The organism is Chitinophagaceae bacterium (assembly GCA_016713085.1).
In the GTDB taxonomy this organism is placed as follows: Bacteria; Bacteroidota; Bacteroidia; order Chitinophagales; family Chitinophagaceae; genus Lacibacter.
Window position 1 is genome coordinate 1,535,964 of record JADJPV010000002.1, and the last position, 22,481, is coordinate 1,558,444.

13 protein-coding genes and 1 pseudogene are annotated in these 22,481 nt (G+C 39.3%); 1 reads left to right on the forward strand and 13 read right to left on the reverse strand.

What is annotated here, in order from left to right; all coding sequences use genetic code 11:
- Positions 1-3: 3 nt before the first annotated feature.
- The 8 genes and pseudogenes from IPK31_19650 to IPK31_19685 all read right to left on the reverse strand — a co-directional run bounded on the left by IPK31_19650 (position 4) and on the right by IPK31_19685 (position 13,957).
- Positions 4-2,322, reverse strand: a complete 2,319-nt coding sequence (locus IPK31_19650; GenBank protein MBK8089948.1) for a GH92 family glycosyl hydrolase — start codon at positions 2,320-2,322, stop codon at positions 4-6.
- 56 nt (positions 2,323-2,378) lie between these two features.
- Positions 2,379-4,006, reverse strand: a pseudogene (locus tag IPK31_19655) (sodium/sugar symporter).
- An 80-nt stretch (positions 4,007-4,086) separates the two neighbouring features.
- Positions 4,087-5,304: a DUF5009 domain-containing protein gene (locus IPK31_19660; GenBank protein ID MBK8089949.1), complete on the reverse strand. Its 1,218-nt coding sequence runs from the start codon at positions 5,302-5,304 to the stop codon at positions 4,087-4,089.
- 25 nt (positions 5,305-5,329) lie between these two features.
- The gene (locus IPK31_19665; GenBank protein MBK8089950.1) at positions 5,330-7,111 is read right to left on the reverse strand and encodes a hypothetical protein; all 1,782 of its coding nucleotides are present in this window, start codon (positions 7,109-7,111) and stop codon (positions 5,330-5,332) included.
- Between the two features lie 36 nt (positions 7,112-7,147).
- On the reverse strand, positions 7,148-8,131 hold the full coding sequence (locus tag IPK31_19670) for a metallophosphoesterase (GenBank protein MBK8089951.1): 984 nt from the start codon (positions 8,129-8,131) through the stop codon (positions 7,148-7,150).
- A gap of 81 nt (positions 8,132-8,212) precedes the next feature.
- Positions 8,213-8,953 (reverse strand): RagB/SusD family nutrient uptake outer membrane protein, encoded by a 741-nt coding sequence (locus IPK31_19675; protein MBK8089952.1) that lies wholly within the window; start codon positions 8,951-8,953, stop codon positions 8,213-8,215.
- A 952-nt stretch (positions 8,954-9,905) separates the two neighbouring features.
- Positions 9,906-12,947, reverse strand: coding sequence for a SusC/RagA family TonB-linked outer membrane protein (locus IPK31_19680; GenBank protein MBK8089953.1), 3,042 nt, complete (start codon positions 12,945-12,947; stop codon positions 9,906-9,908).
- Positions 12,948-13,066: 119 nt separating this feature from the next.
- Positions 13,067-13,957, reverse strand: coding sequence for an inositol oxygenase (locus IPK31_19685; GenBank protein ID MBK8089954.1), 891 nt, complete (start codon positions 13,955-13,957; stop codon positions 13,067-13,069).
- Positions 13,958-14,136: 179 nt separating this feature from the next.
- Here IPK31_19685 and IPK31_19690 point away from each other — a divergent pair, with 179 nt between their 5' ends.
- On the forward strand, positions 14,137-15,147 hold the full coding sequence (locus IPK31_19690; GenBank protein ID MBK8089955.1) for a LacI family DNA-binding transcriptional regulator: 1,011 nt from the start codon (positions 14,137-14,139) through the stop codon (positions 15,145-15,147).
- Positions 15,148-15,185: 38 nt separating this feature from the next.
- On the opposite strand, the gene uxuA is transcribed toward IPK31_19690, so the two are convergent.
- The 5 genes from uxuA to IPK31_19715 all read right to left on the reverse strand — a co-directional run bounded on the left by uxuA (position 15,186) and on the right by IPK31_19715 (position 22,427).
- Positions 15,186-16,355: a mannonate dehydratase gene (gene uxuA / locus IPK31_19695; GenBank protein ID MBK8089956.1), complete on the reverse strand. Its 1,170-nt coding sequence runs from the start codon at positions 16,353-16,355 to the stop codon at positions 15,186-15,188.
- A gap of 131 nt (positions 16,356-16,486) precedes the next feature.
- Positions 16,487-17,815, reverse strand: a complete 1,329-nt coding sequence (gene xylA / locus IPK31_19700; GenBank protein MBK8089957.1) for a xylose isomerase — start codon at positions 17,813-17,815, stop codon at positions 16,487-16,489.
- 56 nt (positions 17,816-17,871) lie between these two features.
- Positions 17,872-19,350: a carbohydrate kinase gene (locus IPK31_19705; protein MBK8089958.1), complete on the reverse strand. Its 1,479-nt coding sequence runs from the start codon at positions 19,348-19,350 to the stop codon at positions 17,872-17,874.
- 131 nt (positions 19,351-19,481) lie between these two features.
- Complete coding sequence (locus IPK31_19710) at positions 19,482-21,122, reverse strand: DUF5597 domain-containing protein (protein ID MBK8089959.1); 1,641 nt, start codon at positions 21,120-21,122, stop codon at positions 19,482-19,484.
- A 48-nt stretch (positions 21,123-21,170) separates the two neighbouring features.
- Complete coding sequence (locus IPK31_19715; GenBank protein ID MBK8089960.1) at positions 21,171-22,427, reverse strand: glucuronoxylanase XynC; 1,257 nt, start codon at positions 22,425-22,427, stop codon at positions 21,171-21,173.
- Positions 22,428-22,481 lie beyond the last annotated feature (54 nt).

Genomic DNA, 22,481 nt, shown 5'->3' on the forward strand with positions numbered 1-22,481 from the left:
TTTTTATTTGCCCGATAATCCCTTTGGCTGGTTACTCATTTTTGCTCCCCACTCTGAGGGTTGCTGCTGCAGCCATATTTCTAATTTACCTCCCTGTGCAATCATTGTATGGGTGATAAAATTCTGACTATACAATTTCCCATTCCATTGTACTTTGCTGATGTAAACCGCTTCAGAAGAATTTTTATGTGATATGATTTCGAATTTTTTTCCGTTGTTTCCGCTGATGCTTATTTTATCAAACAATGGAGAACTCAACAGGTATTCTCCTGAAACAGGATCAACCGGATAAAAACCCATCGCTGCAAAAACATACCAGGCACTCATCTGGCCAGCATCATCATTACCGCTCAATCCACCTGGTCCGTCTGTATATTCTTCCTGTAATATATTTCTCACAATTTTCTGCGTTTTCCATGGAGATGCAGTATAGTTATAGAGATAAGGAATCTGATGTCCCGGTTCATTTCCATGCCAGTACTCGCCTTTTGCAAACAAACTGTCTAATGAATTTTCAAAATTCTTTCTGCCGCCCATCAGGTTCGATAATCCCGGAATATCGTGCGGCACGTAAAACGTATACTGGCGTGCAGTGCCTTCTGTTATAAAAGCTTCCCGTTTATCCGGATTCAACTGTTGATAAAAACTTCCATCAGCATATTTTCCATTCATCATTTGTACTGATGGATCAAATACTTTTTTATAATTAAATGAACGTTGATATAACGCCTTGTAATCTTCCGTTTTCTTCAAACCCTTCGCTACAATGCTCAGTGCGTAATCATCATAAGTATATTCCAGTGTACGGCTTACCTGTTCTTTTTTATGAAAGGCAACCGGCACACTGTCTTCAAGTGGAATATAATTGTACTTTAAGTAAGAGATCATAGCTCTTCTTCCCGTTCCATTTACATAATCTGTTTCGCCTGCAACTGTAAATGCATTCTTACGCATCAAACGGTATGCTTCCTGTATATTATAATTGCGGATGCCCTTGTTATAAGCTGATGCAATGAATGCAGTAACATGATCGCCAATCATGGCAGAAGTATAACTGTTCCAGCAAGGAAAAATAGGTAACCATCCGCCCTGCTTCCCTTTTTCAATCATCGAGAAAACAAAATCATTTGTTTTTGAAACATCGAGTATCTCAAACAAAGGCAATTGTGCCCTGTAAATATCCCACATAGAAAAATCGTCATAATAATTCCGGTTTCCTGCATTCATTAACTCATTCTTTCCGGCAAATTTTGGATAGGTTCCATCCACATCATTATACAACCGGGGATGCTGCATGGAATGATACATAGCTGTATAAAAAATACGCTTTGCTTTTTCATCAGTTGTTTGTACGGTAATTTTTGACAGAGAATTTTCCCATTGCAGTTTAGCTGCTTTTAAAACTTCATTAAATTGCTTATTTCCAATTTCACTCTGCAGATTTTTCTTCGCTCCTTCCATACTGCTGAAAGAAGTTCCGATTCTTAAAATAAGTTTCTCGCCTTTATTTAGTTTAAAGCCCACATATGCACCAATTCCTTTTTGCTGCTGAATACTGTCGATTTGAAAGGTTTTTCCTTCTGCAAATGTTCCCTTTGAAACAATTGCTTTTTCAAACCTGACATAAAACCATCCGCTGAATCCTGCAGGTTGTCCCCAGCCCTGGTAAATGCGGTGAACAGGATTATAACCCCAAACAATTCCTTTTGCAGCATCAACTTTTACAAATCCCTTTTCATAATCGCTGTTAGGCATCAGAAGAACATACAAACTATCATCCTGTTTCATGGTAAACTGTATTATACCGCAGCGCAAAGAGGCAGTCATTTCAGAAGTAAATTCTTTCAGCTCAAGTTTATAATAAGCAGGTGTTACTGTTTCATTCTTATGCGAAAAAGGAGTTGCATAATTATTTGTTTTCAATTTTCCTGCAATCGGCATGACGGTGAAACTTCCATAGTCCTGCATGCATGATCCGCTGATCCAGTGTGTTCCCCGGAAGCCTGTTAGTAAACTGTCTTTATAATAGTAAGGCGGAATGCATTTTGTTTCTGTTGTTCTTGTTTGGGCAACCCATTGTGTCATGCCAAATGGTAAACCAACAGAAGGAATAGTGTTGGCATTTTTTTCACTTCCTGCTTCACTGTGTTTTAATGCTGCTGATGTAGTGGAAGGAGCTGTACCGGAATAAGGCTGCACATACTGTAACAGGTTTTGACTGAACGTTTCTTTGTGAAAAAGAACAATCATCAAAGCAACCAGTATCATTTTAATACAGATGTTCAAAATATTTCTATCTGCTGTATGGTTGAATTCCTCCATCATGAACTTAAACTCTATTTAGAACTACTATAATCTTTCTTTATACATTTCGCTACTTACCAGAACACAGTATACAATGCAGCCAGTATACCGCAAATAATAAAGGAACCCACAATAAAGCCCGGCGATACTTTAAATAAAGATGTATCCATTTCAATTACATGCTTATCACCTGCCGGTTTTGGTTTAATTAAACTGATAGCAACCATAATGATCACTACAGCAAAAAGGCAATCGTCATCCTGTCTAAAAAAGGATAATCAGGAAAAGCTCCGTTTGTCCATGTTGGTAAAAATTTCAATACAGTTGAAATAGGCACAGTCAGCAATGCACCAGCCAGACCGGCTGCTGCTGTTGTTCTTTTCCAGAACATTCCCAACAGGAAAATCGCCAATACTCCTGGAGAGAAAAAACCTGCATATTCCTGTATAAACTGGTAAGCCTGGTCTAAGGATTTTAATGCAGGTGCAACTATTGCAGCAATCAGCATCGAAATAATAACAGCCCATCTTCCGGTAAGTACCAGCTTTCTTTCAGATGCGTTCTTGTTAAAATACTTTTTATAAATGTCTAATGAAAAAATCGTGGAGATGCTGTTGGCCTTTCCTGCAAGTGATGCAACAATAGCAGCTGTTAATGCAGCAAAAGCAACGCCTTTTAATCCGGCAGGTAATAAATTCATTAATGTGGGATATGCATGATCAGGTTTTACCACTCCTGCATCAGCCATCTCTGTCTGAAACATTCCATTGTTATGCATCACATACATGGCAATACCAGGCAATACTGCAATTACAGGAACCAGCATTTTTAAAAAAGCTGCAAACAAAATTCCTTTACGGGCTGTTTTCAGATCAGCACCCAAGGCCCGTTGCACAATGTATTGATTGCATCCCCAGTAAGCCAGGTTATTGATCAGCATACCGCCAATTAAAACCGACAGTCCGGGCAATTCCATATAATGCGGATTGGATTTATCAAAGATCATGTGAAAATGTTCCGGCGCTTCTTTACGCAAAACGGAAAGCCCTTTCAATATATCTTTTCCAAATCCAAACTCCTCTGATAATAAGGTTAGAGATAAATATGTTGTTACTAATCCACCAATGATCAATACCAATACCTGGAATACATCTGTGTACCCAATTACTTTCATACCACCAAGTGTTACCACAATAGAGAAGGTACTGAGCCCTGCAATGCACCATTCAAAACTGATGGGCGCAAGGGATGAAATTGCCAATGCACCGAGATAAATAATGGAAGTAAGATTTACAAATACATAAACCAGCAGCCAGATCACCGCCATGATGGTACTCACTGTATCATTATACCGCTTGGCCAAAAACTGCGGCATAGTAAAAATCCTATTCTTCAGGTACATAGGCAGAATAAAGATGGCCACAATAATCAGCGTAGCTGCCGCCATCCATTCATACGTTGAAATAGCGAGACCCAATGCAAAACCTGAACCACTCATGCCAATAAAATGCTCTGCTGAAATATTTGATGCAATCAATGATGCACCGATTGCCCACCAGGTTAATGAACCTTCGGCCAAAAAGAAATCATTGGAGCTAGTGGTGGCTGCTTTTTTCTTTTTATAGATATAGATACCATACGCTGATACCAAGATAAAATATATAAAGAAGACAATATAATCAGCGATTTGTAATGTGTTCATTCCTGTGAAATAATTTACACTCGTTATTGATATTCTTTTTTAGAGTTGCCAACCTTTTAAAGGTTGGCAACTCTAAAAAACTAAATTTTTAAAAACCATTTTTTCTTATATAAAAAATACAATGCTCCAAACTGAATGACTGCCACACCCATCCACATCAATGCATCATGCCATACCTCAGGTGTTTTACTGTACAAACCATGAAACAGGAATGCCGAGGTTGATTCAAAGTTTACAACCCCGTGTGCTGCCATATAAATCAAAATAGAATTGCAACCGACCCATACAAATGGCATGCACCATTTTTTAAACCCTGCCACATCAATGATATAGTAAAAGATAGCCAGTAACAACACACTCCAGCCTCCTGCAAACAACACAAAAGAACTCGTCCACATACTTTTATTAATCGGGAAAACAATATTCCATACCAACCCAACTGACAGTAATACGAGAGCAGAAACAATTAACCAAAGTACTTTCTTAGCCGGAGCTATTTCGTTGTTACGCAAAAACTGTCCTGTAAAAACGCCCAGCAATGCTGTACCTACAGCCGGAATAGTAGAAAGTAATCCTTCAGGATCAAACGTAGTGTTATGAAACCTTCCCGGTAAAAAAAGCCTGTCAATATAACCTTCAAAATTACCTTCAGGTGTTAATACACCTGCGCCAAAACCGGGAACAGGCACAAGCATCATTACTGCCCAGTAAAAAAACAGCAATCCAAAAAACCAGATGATTTGTGTACGCAGTTTTGTATTTAAAAAAATGATGGCAGCAAAAAAACAACTCAAAGCAATTCTTCCCAGTACACTGGCAAATCTTGTATGTTCATATCCATTCCACTGAAACAAGCCGTTCACCACCATGCCAAGGAAAAGCAGGATCAGTGTACGTTTGATTAAAGAACGGTAAATGCTCTTCTTTGCTGCAGCAATTGTTAGCCCGGGTTTGTTCAGCTGATTACTGAATGAAAACGGCATGGATATACCGGCAATAAAAATGAACAGCGGAAAAATCATATCATAAAAAGTAAACCCGTTCCAAACTGTATGATGTAACTGATTACTGATGCCTGCAGCAATGCGTTCCCAAAAACTTAAATCACCGTTTGCTGCAATTTGCCAGTCAACCGGGTTACGGTATAAAGAATGCTTCTTCAGCACCACATTTGCAAACCCATGAAAAATCCCTTCACCACTGATAATCCAGAACATATCAAAGCCACGCAGTGCATCCAGTGAAAGTAATCTTCCTGCTGGTTTTTCTTTTGTGTTGGTTTGGTTCTGTTGCGTCATTTGTAATGAATGAAGTTGAGCGTATTTAACTGAAGGTAAGCTGATGTTTAAAAGGCGTCATTCCTGTTATATACACATGCATACCTTCAGTTCGTAAACTTCCGAAATGTGTGCTGTACTTCTCTCCTCCAAGGTCAGTAATTTTTTTATGTGCCATTACTCCGGGCCCAAACCGTATCACATCAGTACCCATTTCATATGAAGCAAAATCATTTGCTAAAAAACTGTTTCCATTTTCGGGTGAAGTAACACCGGTTAATTGTCCGCCTTCAGCAAAACAAAGTTCAATTGTTACAGGCACGTTAGCTTGTCCGGTAACACTTATATCTAATTGTACTGCTCCATTCGTTTCTGTAAATGTAATTCTTGTATCCTGTGTTTTCACATTACTTACCGGCCGCTTTTTAAAATCCATTTTATTCCAGAAACGTCCGTCAGTACTTGGCACCAGTTTATAATCTCCTTTACTGTTTCGCAGATTTTTTGGCAGTGGTTGATAATAAGGTGCAGTTAATTTCTTGTGCAGTATATATTTACTGCCATCCTTTTTCAATCCTTCGCTGTAAAAATATCCCATGCCAAAAAAAGAAGTTGAGAGCCGCATGTATTTTAAAATGGCATTGCCTTTACGGTAAGAAAAAAAGTTGGGGCTGCAGGAACGGCCCGATGCAATGATTAATGGCCAGTCAACACCACCAAATAATGTAGCAGTAGTATTGCCTCTTCTTATCCGCAGCAATTGTGAAGTGGTAAATAATTTTTCATATTGGTCTGAAGGTACGGCCTGTGCAGGTAGTGGTTTTTGCAATGTTACGTTTTCTAAAAAATGAAACAGGTCCTTCTTTATAATCTCTTCTTCAAAGCCTTTCATGTTTTCAATTTGCTGTGCAATGGCAGCAAATTTTTTATTGCCATCTTTAATAGCCATATAACGGTAATGCAAATAATAGCCCATCACATTTTTTGCCACCCATTGATCCTGCCTTCTTGAATCAGCTGTCACCATATCGCCATTGGGTTCCATATAATAATAGGTCATCTCCAGGTTCTTCCTTACAAAATCAAGCAATGCCGGCTTATTTAATAACCTCGACATGGTGATGAGTGAATTATCTTCCACTACTGCATAAATGCTTGCACTTCGTTCGGGATAATGCCCGTCAGCATCCATATAAATACCTTCAGCCAGCCATTCTTCAATACGTTCAGTATATCTTTTATTTGGATAAAGTGAATGAAGTCTTGCCAATGCCGCACAAATAACCCAGCGGTGATTGGGCGTATGCACACCTCCTGTTCTTAATCCTTCGCCAGCTTTCAACAAAATATTTTTGATGGCAGTATTTGTATGCTGTAATTCAGCTGACTTATCTTTTATCAAAATAAATGCAGCAGCTGAAAGTAATTCCACTAAAAAGCCGGTATCGGGAGGAGACTCCAGGTTGGCAATATTAACCGTACCATCTTCTGCCTGCTGACTTGCAATAGCACGGGTTAATAATTCCAGTTTGGGAATAATCAATGGACTGTGATAAAACTGCGAACCTGCTGAAGCATAAGCTGCAGACAAAGTTGCAAAATCATACCCAATCTTTCTGCTGAATACAATATTTCCTTCAGTTACTGTTTGTAATAAAGATGTAACCTGCAGATCATTGGCAGCTGTTAACCGTTTCATGATATCATCCGGTACTAAAAAACGATTGGCAGGTTCTGCTGCTGCTTTCAGTAAAGAAGAATGATTCAAAGATGCCAGCACAGTTAAGGCGGTCATCTTTATAAAAGATTTTCTTTTAATTCTTTTCATGCAAGATCGTTTTAAAACTATGCTGAATTATTGTTCTTACTTATCAATACTTGTGCTGTAAATAAGTTTGCCGTCAGCATCAATGGTTTGTACCAGCAACTGTTTGCCTGTAACTGAAAAAATCATAAACCCATATTCCGAAGCAACCATTTTAGTTTCGGGTGTTAAATGCACAGCTGTTTTTTCAGATGCTGCACCTGAAATAAAATGCTGTGTTTTTGTATCAGCCACCAAATGCTGCAGGCTGTGTTCATGCCCTGCTAAATAAACATCCACTCCGTATTTATCAAAGATGGGTTTTAACGAACGGCGAATAGCCTTTGTATCATAAGCATCTGTTCTGCCGCCGCCTGAATACATCGGATGATGACCCGCCACAATTTTCCATTTAATCTTTGGATCAGTATTACTGAGTTCTTTTGCGATCCATTTTTTTTGTTTGCTGCTATCCTGTGTTTTTACATTCGGCCCGTATTCCGTGTTAGAATAGAATTCCGGAATCAATGGATTGGTATCAATAAATAAAATCAAAACCTTACTGGAAGTATCACCTGGAATTGGAATCAATTTCGAATAATAACGGGCAGGCATCTTCCATCGGCGGCTGATCTTTGTATATGCCACCTGTGCATCGGGGTTACTTTTGTAATCATGATTACCCAATACAGGATACCAATCCCATTGCAACGAAAAAGCAGTGTAAATATCTTCAAAAGAATATCTCCACAATGGATCCTGTTCACTGATAACACCACTGGGATAAAAATTATCACCTGTTGCAATAATGAACTGCGCTTTTATTTCAGCTGCTGTTTTACCCATTTGCACAGCTACCTGCTTTTGATGATCTTCTCCATTTCTTCCCCAATCACCCATCGCTATAAAGTTTAATGCAAAGGAGTTGGCAGAAATCTTTGGAGATTGAATATAATTCAGGCTGTCTTTAATTAATACCTGTGCAGTAACCGAAGCATTAATTAAACCTGAGTACAATAAAACGATCATCAATTTACGCTTCATGCTGAACTATTTTTCTACAATTTAAAATTAAAACCCGAAGTATAGACTCCGGGTTTAGATGTACTGCTAATATGAAAAAAATCAGTATCCTGGATTCTGAACCAATTTAGGATTTGTGTTCATTGCCGCAGTTGGAATTGGGAAAATACGACGATAAGTATCTGAATTGGTTTTGAAGCCATACGATGTTTCATAATTACCAAAACGTATCATATCATTTCTGCGCCAGCACTCCCATGAAAACTCACGTGCACGTTCAGCATACAAATCGTCAAGTGTTACTGAAGTCCATGCAGCCGAAGTGCTGCGATTGCTGCGTACCATATTTGTAAGAGAAAGAGCTGTGTGGCTGCTTGTTGCCGTACCACCTCTTAAGATAGCTTCTGCTTTCATCAGGAGAATATCTGAATAGCGGAATATCGGTGCATCATTACTTTGATTACGGCTTGATGAATTTGCATCAGGTGCAAACTTGACATTGCGGATACCCATGTTCCATGCAATTTCATCGTTGCCTAAATCGATGGAAGTAGGATTCAAACGTGCAGAAATAACTGAATCAATATAGAGTTGATACGTATAGTTATCACCACCATCGGTGCCTGTATAAAACTGATCGTACCCTTTTTTAGTGGTTTTTACCATAATCGGACTGCCATCGGGCCAGAATTGATTGCCGACCAGCCATTGATTATTTCTGATATCATTAGCGTCAGCTTTAAAATAACTATTATAAAAACTGGATAATGTAGCACGGGGCCGCTGGGCTTTGCATTGATCAAACCATTTCCGGAAGTTTGATTCAAAATGATTTGATTGAATGAATAACTGCCCGGTGTACTTCCTGAATAACGATACTTTATGCCGAGGTTACGGTTAAGATCGTAACGGCCATGAAATAAATAACCATTGCTTGTAGAAGGATCGTAGGGGATTGCAAAAATAAACTCCTTAAATGCGGGGCCGTTTGTGGGCGCAAATTGATTGAGGTAAGTACTTCTTCCTTCAACTGCAAAGTTTCCGGAACTGATGATTGCATCACAAGCTGCAATAGCTTCATTGTATTTAGCAGTGCCTGCATACACTTCTGCATTCAAATAAAGTTTTGCCAGCAGCGCATTGGCCATCCATTTTGTTACTTTACCGTAAGTGCTGCTTCCTGTGGCCGTTTTTAAATAAGGAAGCGCAGCTTTTAATTCAGATTCTACAAAACTGAACACCTGTGCACGTGTAGCTTTTGCCTGCACACCAGGGCTTGGATAAATCGTATCTAAAGGCACATTACCAAACATATCCAGCAGTTCCCAATAAGCAAATGCTCTTAATGTTTTCAATTCTGCAATTGCTGTATTTTTCGAATCGCCCTCCGGTGCACTTTTGAAAATATACATTGTTTGGTTACAAAGACCTACGATTGAATTAGCATCATTCCAAACTGTTGTTATCCAGCCATGATCTTTGTTCCAGTCGTGACGGTGCAGTTGAATATATCCTTGTCCATCGAACCAGTTACCGCCATATACTGGCAGTATGGCTTCATCCGAGCTGATTTCCTGTGCAAACCAGTAACCAAGAGAATAGTGTCCACGCAAGCTTGTGTAAATGGTACCCATCACCGACTGAAATTCGGCGTCTGTCTTAGGGAATACATCTTCTGTGTAAAGTGAATTGGGCTTCACCTCAATTTTGTGGCAGGAGCTCATTATAAATAAGCCGGCTGCTATCACTATTAGAAATTGTTTCAAATTCTTATTCATAAAATGTTTTTTAATCGTTAAAAACCAACTGATACACCTAAAAGAATAGTGCGTGTTTTTGGATAGAAACTATTGTAGTCTACACCTAAAGATGCACCGCCCTGGTTAATTTCAGGATCGATTCCTTTGTACTTTGTAATTACAAAGAGGTTGTTTACTGTAGCATAAAACCGTAACATACTGATGTATTCGTTTTTGATATTGAAACGATAACCTAAAGTTGCATTGTCGAAACGCAGGTAAGAACCATTCTCTACGTAGCGTGATGAAAAGTTGTTGTTACGTGAATCAGTTCTTTTATCATCGGCTGCATAAGGACTAATATTGGTTTGCCCTGCAGTTACTACATAAGAAAGATCTGCACGGGTTGCATTAAATATCTTATTACCAAGCACACCCCTTACAAAGAAATTGAGGTCGAAGTTTTTATAACGGAGAGAGTTGTTCCATCCAAACATCAGTTTAGCATGCGGACTGCCCAGTGAAAAGTAATCTGTTACATTAGAAGGGCTTGTTGTTGTTGTTTTGTCTTTCTTATAAAACAACGAATTACCCGAACCATCCTTTCCTGCGTACTGGAACGAATAAAACTGACCTAATGGACCGCCTACTGCCAATATCTGAAGACGACTACCGGTGGTGCCGGGTCCGTCAATTTGCGTATAATAAGTAGAATCAGCATTTACACCATATTGTTCCGGTCCTTTTAAATCCAATATTACATTTTGGTTAGTTGCCAGGTTTAAACCTGTATTCCAGCTGAAGTTCTTTTGGCTTACTGCATTTACATTTACACTAAACTCAATACCACGGTTTCTGATTTTACCCACATTCAACCATAAGAAACCACTTGGGTCAATCGATTGTGCTACGGCATAAGGGAACACCATGTTGGTAGTGGTTTTTTCATACAAATCGATCGAACCGTTGATTTTTCCTTTCAGGAATCCATAATCCAAACCAATGTTTTTGGTAGCTGTAACTTCCCACTGCAAATCGGGGTTAGAACCTTGAGAAGATCTGAACGATGCTGCAAAAACACCGTTGTTATAATAAGTACCCGATTTACTGTAAAGGCGTTGAGCATTATACGCACCCAGGCCAAAAGCATTTCCTGTTTCACCATAGCTCACTCTCAGCTTCAGATCGTTAATGAAAGCGATGTTCCTGATAAAATCTTCTTCAGAAATACGCCATGCAACACTTGCAGCAGGGAAATAGCCCCACTCTTTATTTTTACCAAATACAGAGCTGCCATCTCTTCTAACAGAAGCCTGTACCAGTATCTTTTCATTAAAATCATAGTTAACACGGAAGAAGTCGGAGATGAAATTTGTTTCCTCATAAACAGCTCCGCCATAATCTACTGCAAAACCATTTACTGTTTGGTAGTTACCAAGACCCAAATTTGTATATCCTGTATAATCGTTTACAAAATTAGTCTGGCTTGTTTGCAACCCATCGTTGTTGGTATTTTTTTGCCAACTGTGACCCAACACAGCCTTGATGTTGTGTGCTCCAAATTTTTTACCCCAGGTTAAATAAGATTCCAATGTTTTAGAACTGCTTTGGTAATAGCCTCTGTAGGCAAGACCATTGGAATAAAAATTACGCAGACTGCGGCCACCACCCGGATCGCCATTGGTATAAAAACTTCCTGTACTGTAGTTACGTGAATAGTAACTGTTATAATACTCTCCATGCAGCCAGGTACCACGCTGGTAAGCCAGGTTTACATTAGCCGTTAAATTAAAAGGCAGTTTAGCTTCTGCTGTAAAATTTCCCTGCAATGAACCGTACTTGGTATCATCAAGCGCATTTTTGATAATGGACACCGGATTAAAATACTGGGTATTATTTGGGTTTTCAAAAAAAGTACCATCGGCATTATATACCGGCGACATCGGGTTGAATTTTACTGATTGCTGAAACACCATGTTCTGTAAAGGAACGTTGGAAGCTTTGCTGCTGCTGCTCATAATGTTCAAACCCAAAATCAATTTGTCGTTTAATGCATGGTGCTCCGCACTGATTCTGCCAATTACCCGTTCCAAACTACTTTGCAACATGATACCGTCTTTTTTCAGATAATTTAAGCTTGCGCTGTACATACTTTTATCTGTACCGCCACTGAAAGAAAGATTATGATTATGAGATAAGGCTGATTCTTTTTGCACAGCCTTCATCCAATTGGTATTGGCACCTTTATCGTCGTTCGTGCTTGGCGTAAAATTATTTTTTTGCGCATATGCTCTTAACTGATTTGCATCCATTAAATCTAAACTGCTGCTTACACTTTCAAAACCCACATAGCCGTTATAAGCGGCTTGCAGTTTGCCTTTTTTACCTTTCTTGGTAGTAACCATAATAACACCGTTACTTGCTCTGTTACCATAGATAGCCGTTGCAGATGCATCCTTTAAAATGTCCATTGAAGCAATATCATCCGGAGCAACAGCATTAATATCTGCACCTGGTATTCCATCAATAACATAAAACGGGCCTTGCGGACTGTTTACGGTTGAAGCACCACGAAGAATAACAGCAGCCGGGCGGTTAGGATCACCACTGGCTGTAATGTTAAGACCTGGTACTTTACCTTGTAACAACTGGGCCACATCGCCAATAGCACCACGATTGAGATCTTCTGGTTTAATAGAAGTGATGGCACTGGAAACTGTTCTTTTAGAAGAACGACCGTAGCCCACCACCACTACATCTGTTAATGCACTGGCAGCTGATTCCATTGTAATATTATATACTGAAGTACCTGTTACGGCAACTTCTTTTGGAGCAAAAGAAACGAAACTGAATACCAGTACATCGCCCTGTTTTGCTTTAATGGAAAACATACCTGCAGCGTTTGTAACAACTGCGGTTGATGTACTCTTTACAGCAACTGTTACACCGGCTAAAGGATTACCGGAATTATCGGTAACCTTTCCACTAACGTCTTTTGTTCCTGTTGGTTGTGCCAGCATTACTACCGGCAACAATAAAAAGATGGCAAGGATTTCAAAAGCCTTCTTTTTCAGCATTTTTAAATGAAGCAATCTCATAATCGGTTTTTTGGGGTTAATCGAAAAAGTTGTTTATGTTAAACTTGACTTTACACTTTCTGGCCCTGGCAAATAATAGTCAGAGTTAATACGGAGTTTAAAATGCCAATGGTATTAACTCAGAACTTTAATGTTTCAGGTAAAAACTTTCTTACCAGGTTTTCATAGTAAGGTTTTAATTCCTGCCAAACGGGTACTGTCGGGCTTTTGGAATACAAATCGTAAGGATTAAACAGGTTTACCCATTTCAGCATATCCCTGTCGTGGTCGTCGAGGAGGTATTCATATTCCCCTTCTCTGTGCCAGGCATAAAAGGAGTGATAGCGCAGCATGTATAAGCCCGGTTCGGGTAAATAATTTTTCAGCATCTGATACACATATTCATCATGGCCCCAGGACATATGAACATTCCGCAATCCACAGCCTTTGTTGTAAACCCCGAGTGGAGTATTGTAAGCAGGGTTATTATAATCCGGATTATCTTTAAAAAATTCAGGATAAACTACTTTATCAGAGTAGGCGCAACCTACCGGGAACGTATCGCCAACAACAGCCCACTGAGGTTCACCAAAAAGACAAAGCACTTTTCCCATATCATGCATCAGCCCGGTAAGCACCATCCAGTCTGGATGTCCATCCCGTCTGATAGCTTCTGAAGTTTGTAGTAAATGCTGAAACTGATCCAGGTCTGTATCAGGATCAGAATCATCAACCAGCTGGTTCAGAAAATCAAAAGCACTCCATAAAGGCATCTCTTTTTTATCGAACTTGAGAAAATATTCCTGCTTTTGCTTAACGAAATCATATGTCTGGTAAGTATGATTCAACCGGTAGAATTCCTTTACAGAATCTCTTGCGGGATCTTCATAATTGCGGTATTCGGTGGTTGATTTTGCAGTGGCAATAGATTCGGGATCTGGATAACGCTCCAGTACATCTTCTTCCCATTGATCAAGACTGCTTAAAGGATTCACCTCACTTTCAGTGAAGTGTTTGTTTATTGGCTCCATGCAATCGAATTTGGCTTGTTACTTGTTTCGACTGTAAATTGATTTTTTTTAAGTACACTTTTGCAAAAAGCCATAGCTTTATTTACGAAAACGTTTTCGTAATGAAGCAGCATTTCGCCTGAAAAACAGTCATATAAGTATAGCGAAAGCGCTGAAACTGAACTAATGAAAAAATAAATATCAAAGAACTGGCTAAGCTGGTTAACCTGTCTATTTCAACTGTATCAAAAGCGCTGCGGGATAGTCATGAAATAAGTGAGCACACAAAAAATACTGTTTTAGAAGCTGCAGAAAAATTTGGCTATTCTCCTAACCCCTATGCAAGCAGCTTACGTAAAAAGAAAAGTAAAACTATCGCCGTTATTCTTCCTGAAGTAGCCGACAATTTTTTTTCGCTGGCAATTAATGGTATTCAATCAGTAGCAGAATCAAAAAACTACCATGTACTGATTTATCTTTCACATGAAAAACTTGAAATTGAAAAAAACATTGTTTCACATTGCTGCAGTGGCAGGGTTGATGGTGTTTTAATTTCCATATCAGATGAAACAACCAATGCAGATCACATCCTTAAGTTAACAAATGAAAAAATTCCCTTTGTTTTCTTCGACAGGGAATTTGAGTTTGCTGATACAGCTAAAGTCATCACAAATGATTTCGAATGTGGCCGGCTTTCTGCAAAACATTTAATCGAAAAGGGCTGCAAACATCCTGTATTTTTATCCGTCTCTTCTTCCCTGCCGATTTGTACAAAAAGGGCCGAGGGATTTAAATCAATAATTGCAGAAGCCGGAATAGATATAAGCAAAGAAGATCCGGTTATTTATTGTTCAGGAAGCCCTGAACAAACTTTCAGACAGATTAAAGAACTGCTGTCTAAAAAAAATCATGCAGATGGAATAGTTGCTTCAGTAGAAAGATTAGCCATGCAGATTTATCTGGCAAGCCTTGAATCGGGTGTACGTATTCCTGAAGATTTAAAAGTAATCGCTTTCTCCACACTTGAAACAGCGCCGATCCTCAACCCATCGCTTACCACTATTACACAACCGGCCTTTGAAATTGGTAAAACAGCTGCTGAACTTCTGTTTAAAATGATTGAGAAAAACAATCATACACTCATGAACAATACAACAGTTGTCTTGTCGTCTGCATTGATTGAAAGAAATTCAACCTCTCTGGTTAAATAATAAGTCCTGCCGATGTTGAAACAGCTTATACTTACTTGTTAAGCCAAACTTTTATGTAACGCATATTCAACGCCACGCAATTCAGCGAGGCCACGCAATCTTCCAATGGCTGAATAACCGGGATATGTTTTTTTATTGAGATCATCGAGCATCTGGTGGCCATGATCAGGCCGCATGGGAATAGAAATATTTCTTCTGCGTTGCAGCAGTACCACTTCTTTAATTACTTCATACATTTCTGTGTCACCAGCTAAGTGATCAGCTTCATAAAAATTTCCTTCTGCATCACGCTTGGTATTACGCAAATGAAGAAAGTGAATATGATCACCAAAACGTTTGAGCATTTTCGGAATATTATTATCGGCCCTGGCACCAAATGAACCGGTGCAAAAACAAAAACCATTTGCCGGCGATGGAACTGCTTCAATTAAATCAGCAGCATCCTGTTCTGTACTCATGATTCTTGGTAAGCCCAGCACTGAATACGGAGGATCATCAGGATGAATCGCCATCTTCAATCCACATTCTTCCACAACAGGAATAACCTGATTCAAAAAATAAAACAGATGCTCCTTTAGTTTTGCAACATCTATGCCCTGATACTTCGTTAACTCAGTTAATACCTGTTCAGGTGTAAATGCATCATCGCTTCCGGGCAATCCCAACATCATGTTGTTGAAGAGCTTTGCCCGTTGCTCTTTCGTCATTGCAGTAAAACGTTCTTTTGCCCTTCCTGTTTCTTCGGCTGAATAATCATCAGCAGCGCCGGGCCGTTGCAACAGGAATAAATCAAAAATTACATAATCAACCCTGTTGAAATATAAAGCCGTACTGCCATCAACCATGGGGTATGCAATATCAGTACGAAGCCAGTCTAACACCGGCATAAAGTTATAGGTCACTACTTTTAAACCACAGGCAGCTACGTTACGCAGACTTGCTTTGTAATTTTCAATATGATACATGTAATTGCCCGACTGCCGTTTAATATCATCACTCACCGGAAGACTTTCAATCACTGTCCATGTCATTCCTGCATCTTCAATCATTTGTTTACGGATGAGAATTTCATCAGCTGTCCATATATCCCCAACAGGTATTTGGTGCAGGGCAGTAACAACACCGGAACATCCTGCCTGGCGTATATCAGATAAACTTACAGGGTCATTTGGCCCGTACCATCTCATAGTTTGATGCATCAACATAATCTTCTGTTTATATTTATTCTGTGAATCATTGACCAGGCAAAGATACCTGAAATGAAACAACAGGCTGTTCTGTACATTTCTGAACCGAACCGGCCTGTTGCTTCAACTATACAAATTCAATAAACGGCTTATCAGATATAGCGGTTGACAATATTTTCCAGGTATTCCTGTTTACCGCTTATAACAGCAGGCTCTCCATTTTCAACAGCATACGCTCTCAGATCTTCAAGAGATAATTTGCCGTTTTCAAATTCCTTTCCTTTGCCACTGTCAAAAGAAGCATAACGCTCTGTTCTGATCTTTTTGTAATCTGATTTCTGCAGAATATCATCTGCAACAATCAATGAACGTGCAAATGCATCCATACCACCAATATGTGCATAGAACAGATCTGCAGGATCGGTACTGTTACGGCGGATCTTTGCATCAAAGTTAATACCACCTCCTGCAAAACCACCTGCTTCAATAATCACCAGCATTGCTTCAGCCAGTTCATTAATGTTATTGGGGAACTGATCTGTATCCCATCCGTTTTGATAATCGCCACGGTTGGCATCCATTGAACCGAGCATGCCAGCATCAGCTGCTACCTGTAATTCATGCTGGAATGTATGACCTGCAAGTGTTGCATGGTTTACTTCAATATTAATTTTAAAATCATTCAGTAAATCATACTGACGTAAGAAACCAATTACTGTTTCACTGTCATAATCATACTGATGTTTACTTGGCTCACATGGTTTTGGTTCGATAAAGAAAGTTCCTTTAAAACCATTTTTTCTTGCATAATCTTTTGCAGCATGTAAGAACCCGGCTAAATGTTCTTTCTCTCTTTTCATATTGGTGTTGAGCAGACTCATATATCCTTCTCTTCCGCCCCAGAACACGTAGTTCTCTCCACCCAAAGCAATAGTTGCATCTAATGCAGCTTTCACCTGTGCCGCACCATGAGTGAGTACATGAAAATCAGGATTGGTGGAAGCACCGTTCATATAACGACGGTTTGAAAATAAATTGGCAGTAGCCCACAGCAACTTAATGCCACTTGCTTTCTGCTTTTCTGCAAAATATGCTGTGATAGCTTGCAGCCTGCGGTCGTTTTCATTGATATCATTTCCATATTCAACTGCATCCACATCATGAAAACAATAAAAAGGTAATCCGAGCTTGGTCATAAATTCAAAGGCAGCATCAGCTTTATCTTTTGCTTTTTCAACTGCATCTGATTTTTTGTCCCATGGAAAAATATGGGTCGGTTCGCCGAAAGGATCAGCACCACTTCCAACAAAGCTGTGCCAGTAGGCGCATGCAAAACGGAGCCACTCTTTCATGCTTTTTCCTGCTACTACCCTGTTTTCATCATACCAGCGAAAGGCTAAAGGATTATCTGATCCTGTTCCTTCAAATTTAATTTGCGGAATGCCTTTAAAAAATTCTGTTTGTCCTGTAATTACATTCATGGTTTTCTTCATTTATTTGCAGCAATTGCTGCAGGATTGTTTATGACTAAGATTATTTAACTCAAACTTTTTTCAAGCAATACTTTCCATTGCTCATATAATTCATCATACTGTTTTGCTGATGTGCCCGGTTCAATAGTTGCCAATGGTTTTGTATGCACAAATGCTTCTTTGGCCGTTGCATAAACCTTTGCACCAATTCCTGCACCAATAGCGGCACCTACACTTCCATCACAGTTATACAGATCAACAGGAATATTTAAGGTATTTACAAAACTGTTTGTAAATACATCGCTTAAAAACATATTGGCCCTTCCTGCACGGATGATGGAAGGATTCATTTTGTTTTCTTTCATGATATCCAGCCCATAACGGAACGCTAAGGCAATTCCTTCCTGTGATGCCCTGTACAAATGTGCGTTTGTATGAATATTGAGATCAAGATTATTTACATGTGCCCCTGCGATTTTATTTTCCAGCATTCTTTCTGCACCATTTCCGAAAGGAAGAATAAATAATCCATTACTGCCCACTGCAATTTTCTGCGCTGCATCATTCATTTGCTGATAGGTTGGATTACCTGTTGCATTTTTCATCCAGCGGTTGAGGATACCAGTTCCATTAATGCATAACAGTACACCCAGCCTCTTTTGATTTTTTGTATGATTAACATGTGCAAATGTATTGATCCTTGATTGCGGGTCAAATGTCAACTGATCACTTACACCATAAATTACACCACTTGTTCCTGCTGTTGCGGCTACTTCACCCGCTTCAAGCACATTCAGAGATAATGCATTGTTGGGCTGATCACCTGCCTTGTAGGTTACAGGAATGCCTGCTGTTAATGATAAAGTTGATGCAATGGACGCACTGAGTTTTCCATGCTCTGAAAAAACATCTTTGATTTCAGGGATAATGGATTTGCTGAACCCGAAATAATCAAACACATCCTGCGATAATTCGTTTTTTACAAAATCCCAGAATACGCCTTCAGATAAAGAAGATATACTTGTTGTTAACGTACCTGTAAACTGCAATGCGATATAATCCCCGGGCAACATTATCTTGTCAATCTTCTCATACAACTCCGGTTCGTTTTCTTTTACCCAAGCCAGTTTACTGGCTGTAAAATTTCCGGGAGAGTTTAATAAATGCTGCAAACAGGTTGATGGGCCGATTTCATCAAATGCTTTATTACCGATTTCAACAGCACGGCTATCGCACCAGATGATACTGTCTCTTAAAATATTTCCTTTTTTATCAACCGTTACCAATCCATGCATCTGGTAAGAAATACCGATAGCTTCAATTTCTGCTGAATGATATTTCTTTGTTGCGTTTGCTTTCAGAATAGCCTGCTGTGTATGCTCCCACCACATCGATGGCGACTGCTCGGCCCATCCAGCCTGCTTTGAAATAATTTCTGATTCCGTTTCAGGATACGACGTGGATACAATACACTTTTGAGAATGTGCGTCAACAACAGATACTTTTACAGATGAGGTTCCAATATCAATTCCAAGTAATAACATAATTGTCAAAATTACGGTTTAGAATGATTAAATAGAGGGAGAATGAAAACATTCCCCCTGTTTTTGATTGCTAATGACCCTAAACAAACTAACATGATAATACTATTTTGATTACTCATTAAGAATATGATTTACTGATCAACCTTTGCAGGAGAATCATACAACCTTACCTTCTGTATCTGCCAATTGCCGGTTGCAATTCTCACATGTCGGCCCTGATGATCCTCATCTCCATTCAACCTGAGCAAAAAATTCTCTTTCCCAGCTTTTATTTCAATTTCATCGACAGCTAAAAGGTTGGTGACTTTGTTTTGATCCTTATTTTCAAATGTTATCACAACACCTGTACCTGCAACAATGAATTCCTTTTCAGTAAGCTGAATGATCATAACACCGGAAGATGGCCAGACTGAATCCTTTGCACCTGCACTCCATCCCATGGTGTATTCATGACTAACCTTAAGCATATAATTTCCCATTTGCAATTGCTGGGCGCCATCTTTTTTATCTACCAGCAAGCCATCATAGCTGAGCCATTTCCTATTGAATAGAATTTCTGAAACCTGATTAATGATATCATAACTTTTACCTAATGCTTCCTTTACTTTACCATCGGCATTTTCAATTGAAAAGGGAGAAAAGCCCAACGCCTTATAGTGACCAATAATAAAAAATGCTTTTGCAGCACAGGATTCATCAAGCTTCATTTCCGGAACAAAGAGTGGATTGCCATTTGTTGTATACAAATCGCACCAGTATTTTGTATCGGGGTTATAAAAATCTGGTGACAACATATCTAACGATGTTGCTGCTGCCTGCCATATATCCATGATATGAGGCAAAGGTCCGGCACTTGGATATTCACCGGGACGCTTTCCCGGTCTTGGTAAAGCTGCATTCACAAACATGGGAAGATTATATTCCTTTTTCCCTGCGGCTGCAACTTCATTTGCATATTTTGCATAATACCATGCCTGGAAAATTTCATCTGCTCCATCACCTTCGCCAAAAACAGTTGCCCATGTACCATTTTGTTTTGATCCATACTGCTGCCATTTTTGTTTCAGTTCCGGCAATAACATGTCTTTGTTTTTCTGCAGATAAGTCATGAGCTCCGGCGGAACGTTTTCATTAAAATAACTGTTTGCTGTTTTGGAAATTTCTCTTGCAGTTGTAAGCATCCCAATTTCATTTTCCACCTGAACCATGATAACCGTTTTTTGCTGAACATCTGTTTCCCTGATGTGTTTCATTAAAGCAGCAAATGCTTTCTTATCGGCTTCAAGTGTTTCCTTTCCAAAAACAGAAAATATTTCATGACTCCTTCCATTGCTATCAACGGTTCTTGGAAATCGTTTTGAATTTGTTTTCATCCACGAAGGGGCGTAACAACTCATACTGTTTTTCCATGAACCGAACCAGAGAAGCACAAGCTTCATGTCATTTTTTCTTGCTTCGGTTATCATTCCATCAACCAATGAAAAATCAAATTTATTTTCTTCCGGCTCCAGGAACTCCCAGTAAACAGGAGCAAGTACCGTATTGAGATTCATTGATTTTATCTTAGGAAAAAATGGTTTCAGATACTCCATGTTTGAGGCGATGGAATTTCCCAACTCCCCTCCTAATACGATAAATGGTTTCCCGTTTATAATTAACTGAGAAAAATCACGGACTTTTTTCAATTGCACTCCTGAAACATCAGTTTGTGAAAATGCAACTGAAGAACCAATCAGCAACAAAAAGAATAAAAACCTCTCTTTCCTGTTCATATTACTGTGCATTCATTTTTTAATCAGCATCAGATAATTCCATTGCCATTACTGCTCCACAAAAGTAACTACACTTTTAGCCGGCAGCGTATATGCAAAACTGTTGCCGGTAACTGTTACTGCTGAACCCTGTTCCACATTTTTTGAAGAGGTGGTTACATAAGGAATAACTGTTGCAGCTGAGGCATCCTGAAAAGTAATCGTTTGCTTTACATTATAATCGCCCCGGTTGATAAGTACCAAAACTTTTTTAGTGCCGTTTTTATAAGCTGATATTAATACATCTGTTCTGCTGTTTGTACCTGTACCCAATCGCACTGCACCCGGTTTTATAAATCTTGCAAAATGCGACATAATATAGCCTCTTTGAGTAACAGCTCCATCCTGTCCTATGAGGCCATAAAACCGCTTGCCATACCACCAGATATAAGCATTGAAATTTGCTTTTGTAAAACAATCGTGTATTTCAATTGCTGTATTCATATTAGCTGTGTAGTTAGTCAGCGTATCTAAATGCTCCGTCATCCAAACTTCTTTACCCAAAGTTTTGGCGGTTGCATTTTCAACAATTCCACCACCATACAAATGTGTACCTATAATATCCAGGTTTGCAACAGCACCTGCATCATTTAAAATGGTATTCAGATGTGTTTGATTATTATTCACCAGTTCAGGAGCCATTAAACGGGTGGCAGTAACTGCACTCCCATGATTTTTTAAAAAGTCTCTCATTTCAGTTGCAGTCCATGCACAGCCTTCATAGCTTGGTTCCCAATCAGGTTCGTTCTGTACTGAAACAGCTTCAAGTGAAGCACCATTGGCCGCCATATATAAGGCAAAATCATTTAAATATTTTGCGTAGGCTGCAGCACTGTCTGCAATCAATTTTCCGCCAGTGCCAATAATACTGTTATTTGTTTTCATTCTTGCCGGCGGGCTCCAGGGGCATGCAAATACTTTTGCCCCACGCTGTATAGCTGCCTTGGCATAACTCAGTTCTGTTGCACGCCACGCATCATCCGAAGCAATTCTGATTCGCAATATATTCAACCCTACCTGCCCGCTACCGGAACCAAAAAGCTTGTCAAATTCTTCAGAAGTTAATGCACTTGTATTTGGCGGAGTAAAAACGGTGGCACATCCAAAACCCTGAATTACCTGTTTGCTGTCGTTTCCTAAAATGGTAACTGCTGCATCTACCGTAGTGGTTGTATTACCACCTCCTGTATTTTTATTCTTGTCTTTCTTACAGGAAAGCAATAGCAATACTAAAATTGAATGCAGTAAAATATTTTTAATCTTCATGAAAATAAAATTTACACTCTGCCTTTTTAAAGTAAGGTGCACTTGTTATGATCA

Bases quoted from the DNA above. Each gene is read 5' to 3' on its own strand.
- IPK31_19680 (MBK8089953.1), bottom strand. From the start codon at position 12,947: ATGAGATTGCTTCATTTAAAAATGCTGAAAAAGAAGGCTTTTGAAATC.
- IPK31_19650 (MBK8089948.1), bottom strand. From the start codon at position 2,322: ATGGAGGAATTCAACCATACAGCAGATAGAAATATTTTGAACATCTGT.
- IPK31_19670 (MBK8089951.1), bottom strand. From the start codon at position 8,131: ATGAAGCGTAAATTGATGATCGTTTTATTGTACTCAGGTTTAATTAAT.
- IPK31_19685 (MBK8089954.1), bottom strand. From the start codon at position 13,957: ATGGAGCCAATAAACAAACACTTCACTGAAAGTGAGGTGAATCCTTTA.
- IPK31_19660 (MBK8089949.1), bottom strand. From the start codon at position 5,304: ATGACGCAACAGAACCAAACCAACACAAAAGAAAAACCAGCAGGAAGA.
- IPK31_19665 (MBK8089950.1), bottom strand. From the start codon at position 7,111: ATGAAAAGAATTAAAAGAAAATCTTTTATAAAGATGACCGCCTTAACT.
- IPK31_19710 (MBK8089959.1), bottom strand. From the start codon at position 21,122: ATGAACAGGAAAGAGAGGTTTTTATTCTTTTTGTTGCTGATTGGTTCT.
- xylA (MBK8089957.1), bottom strand. From the start codon at position 17,815: ATGAATGTAATTACAGGACAAACAGAATTTTTTAAAGGCATTCCGCAA.
- IPK31_19715 (MBK8089960.1), bottom strand. From the start codon at position 22,427: ATGAAGATTAAAAATATTTTACTGCATTCAATTTTAGTATTGCTATTG.
- IPK31_19705 (MBK8089958.1), bottom strand. From the start codon at position 19,350: ATGTTATTACTTGGAATTGATATTGGAACCTCATCTGTAAAAGTATCT.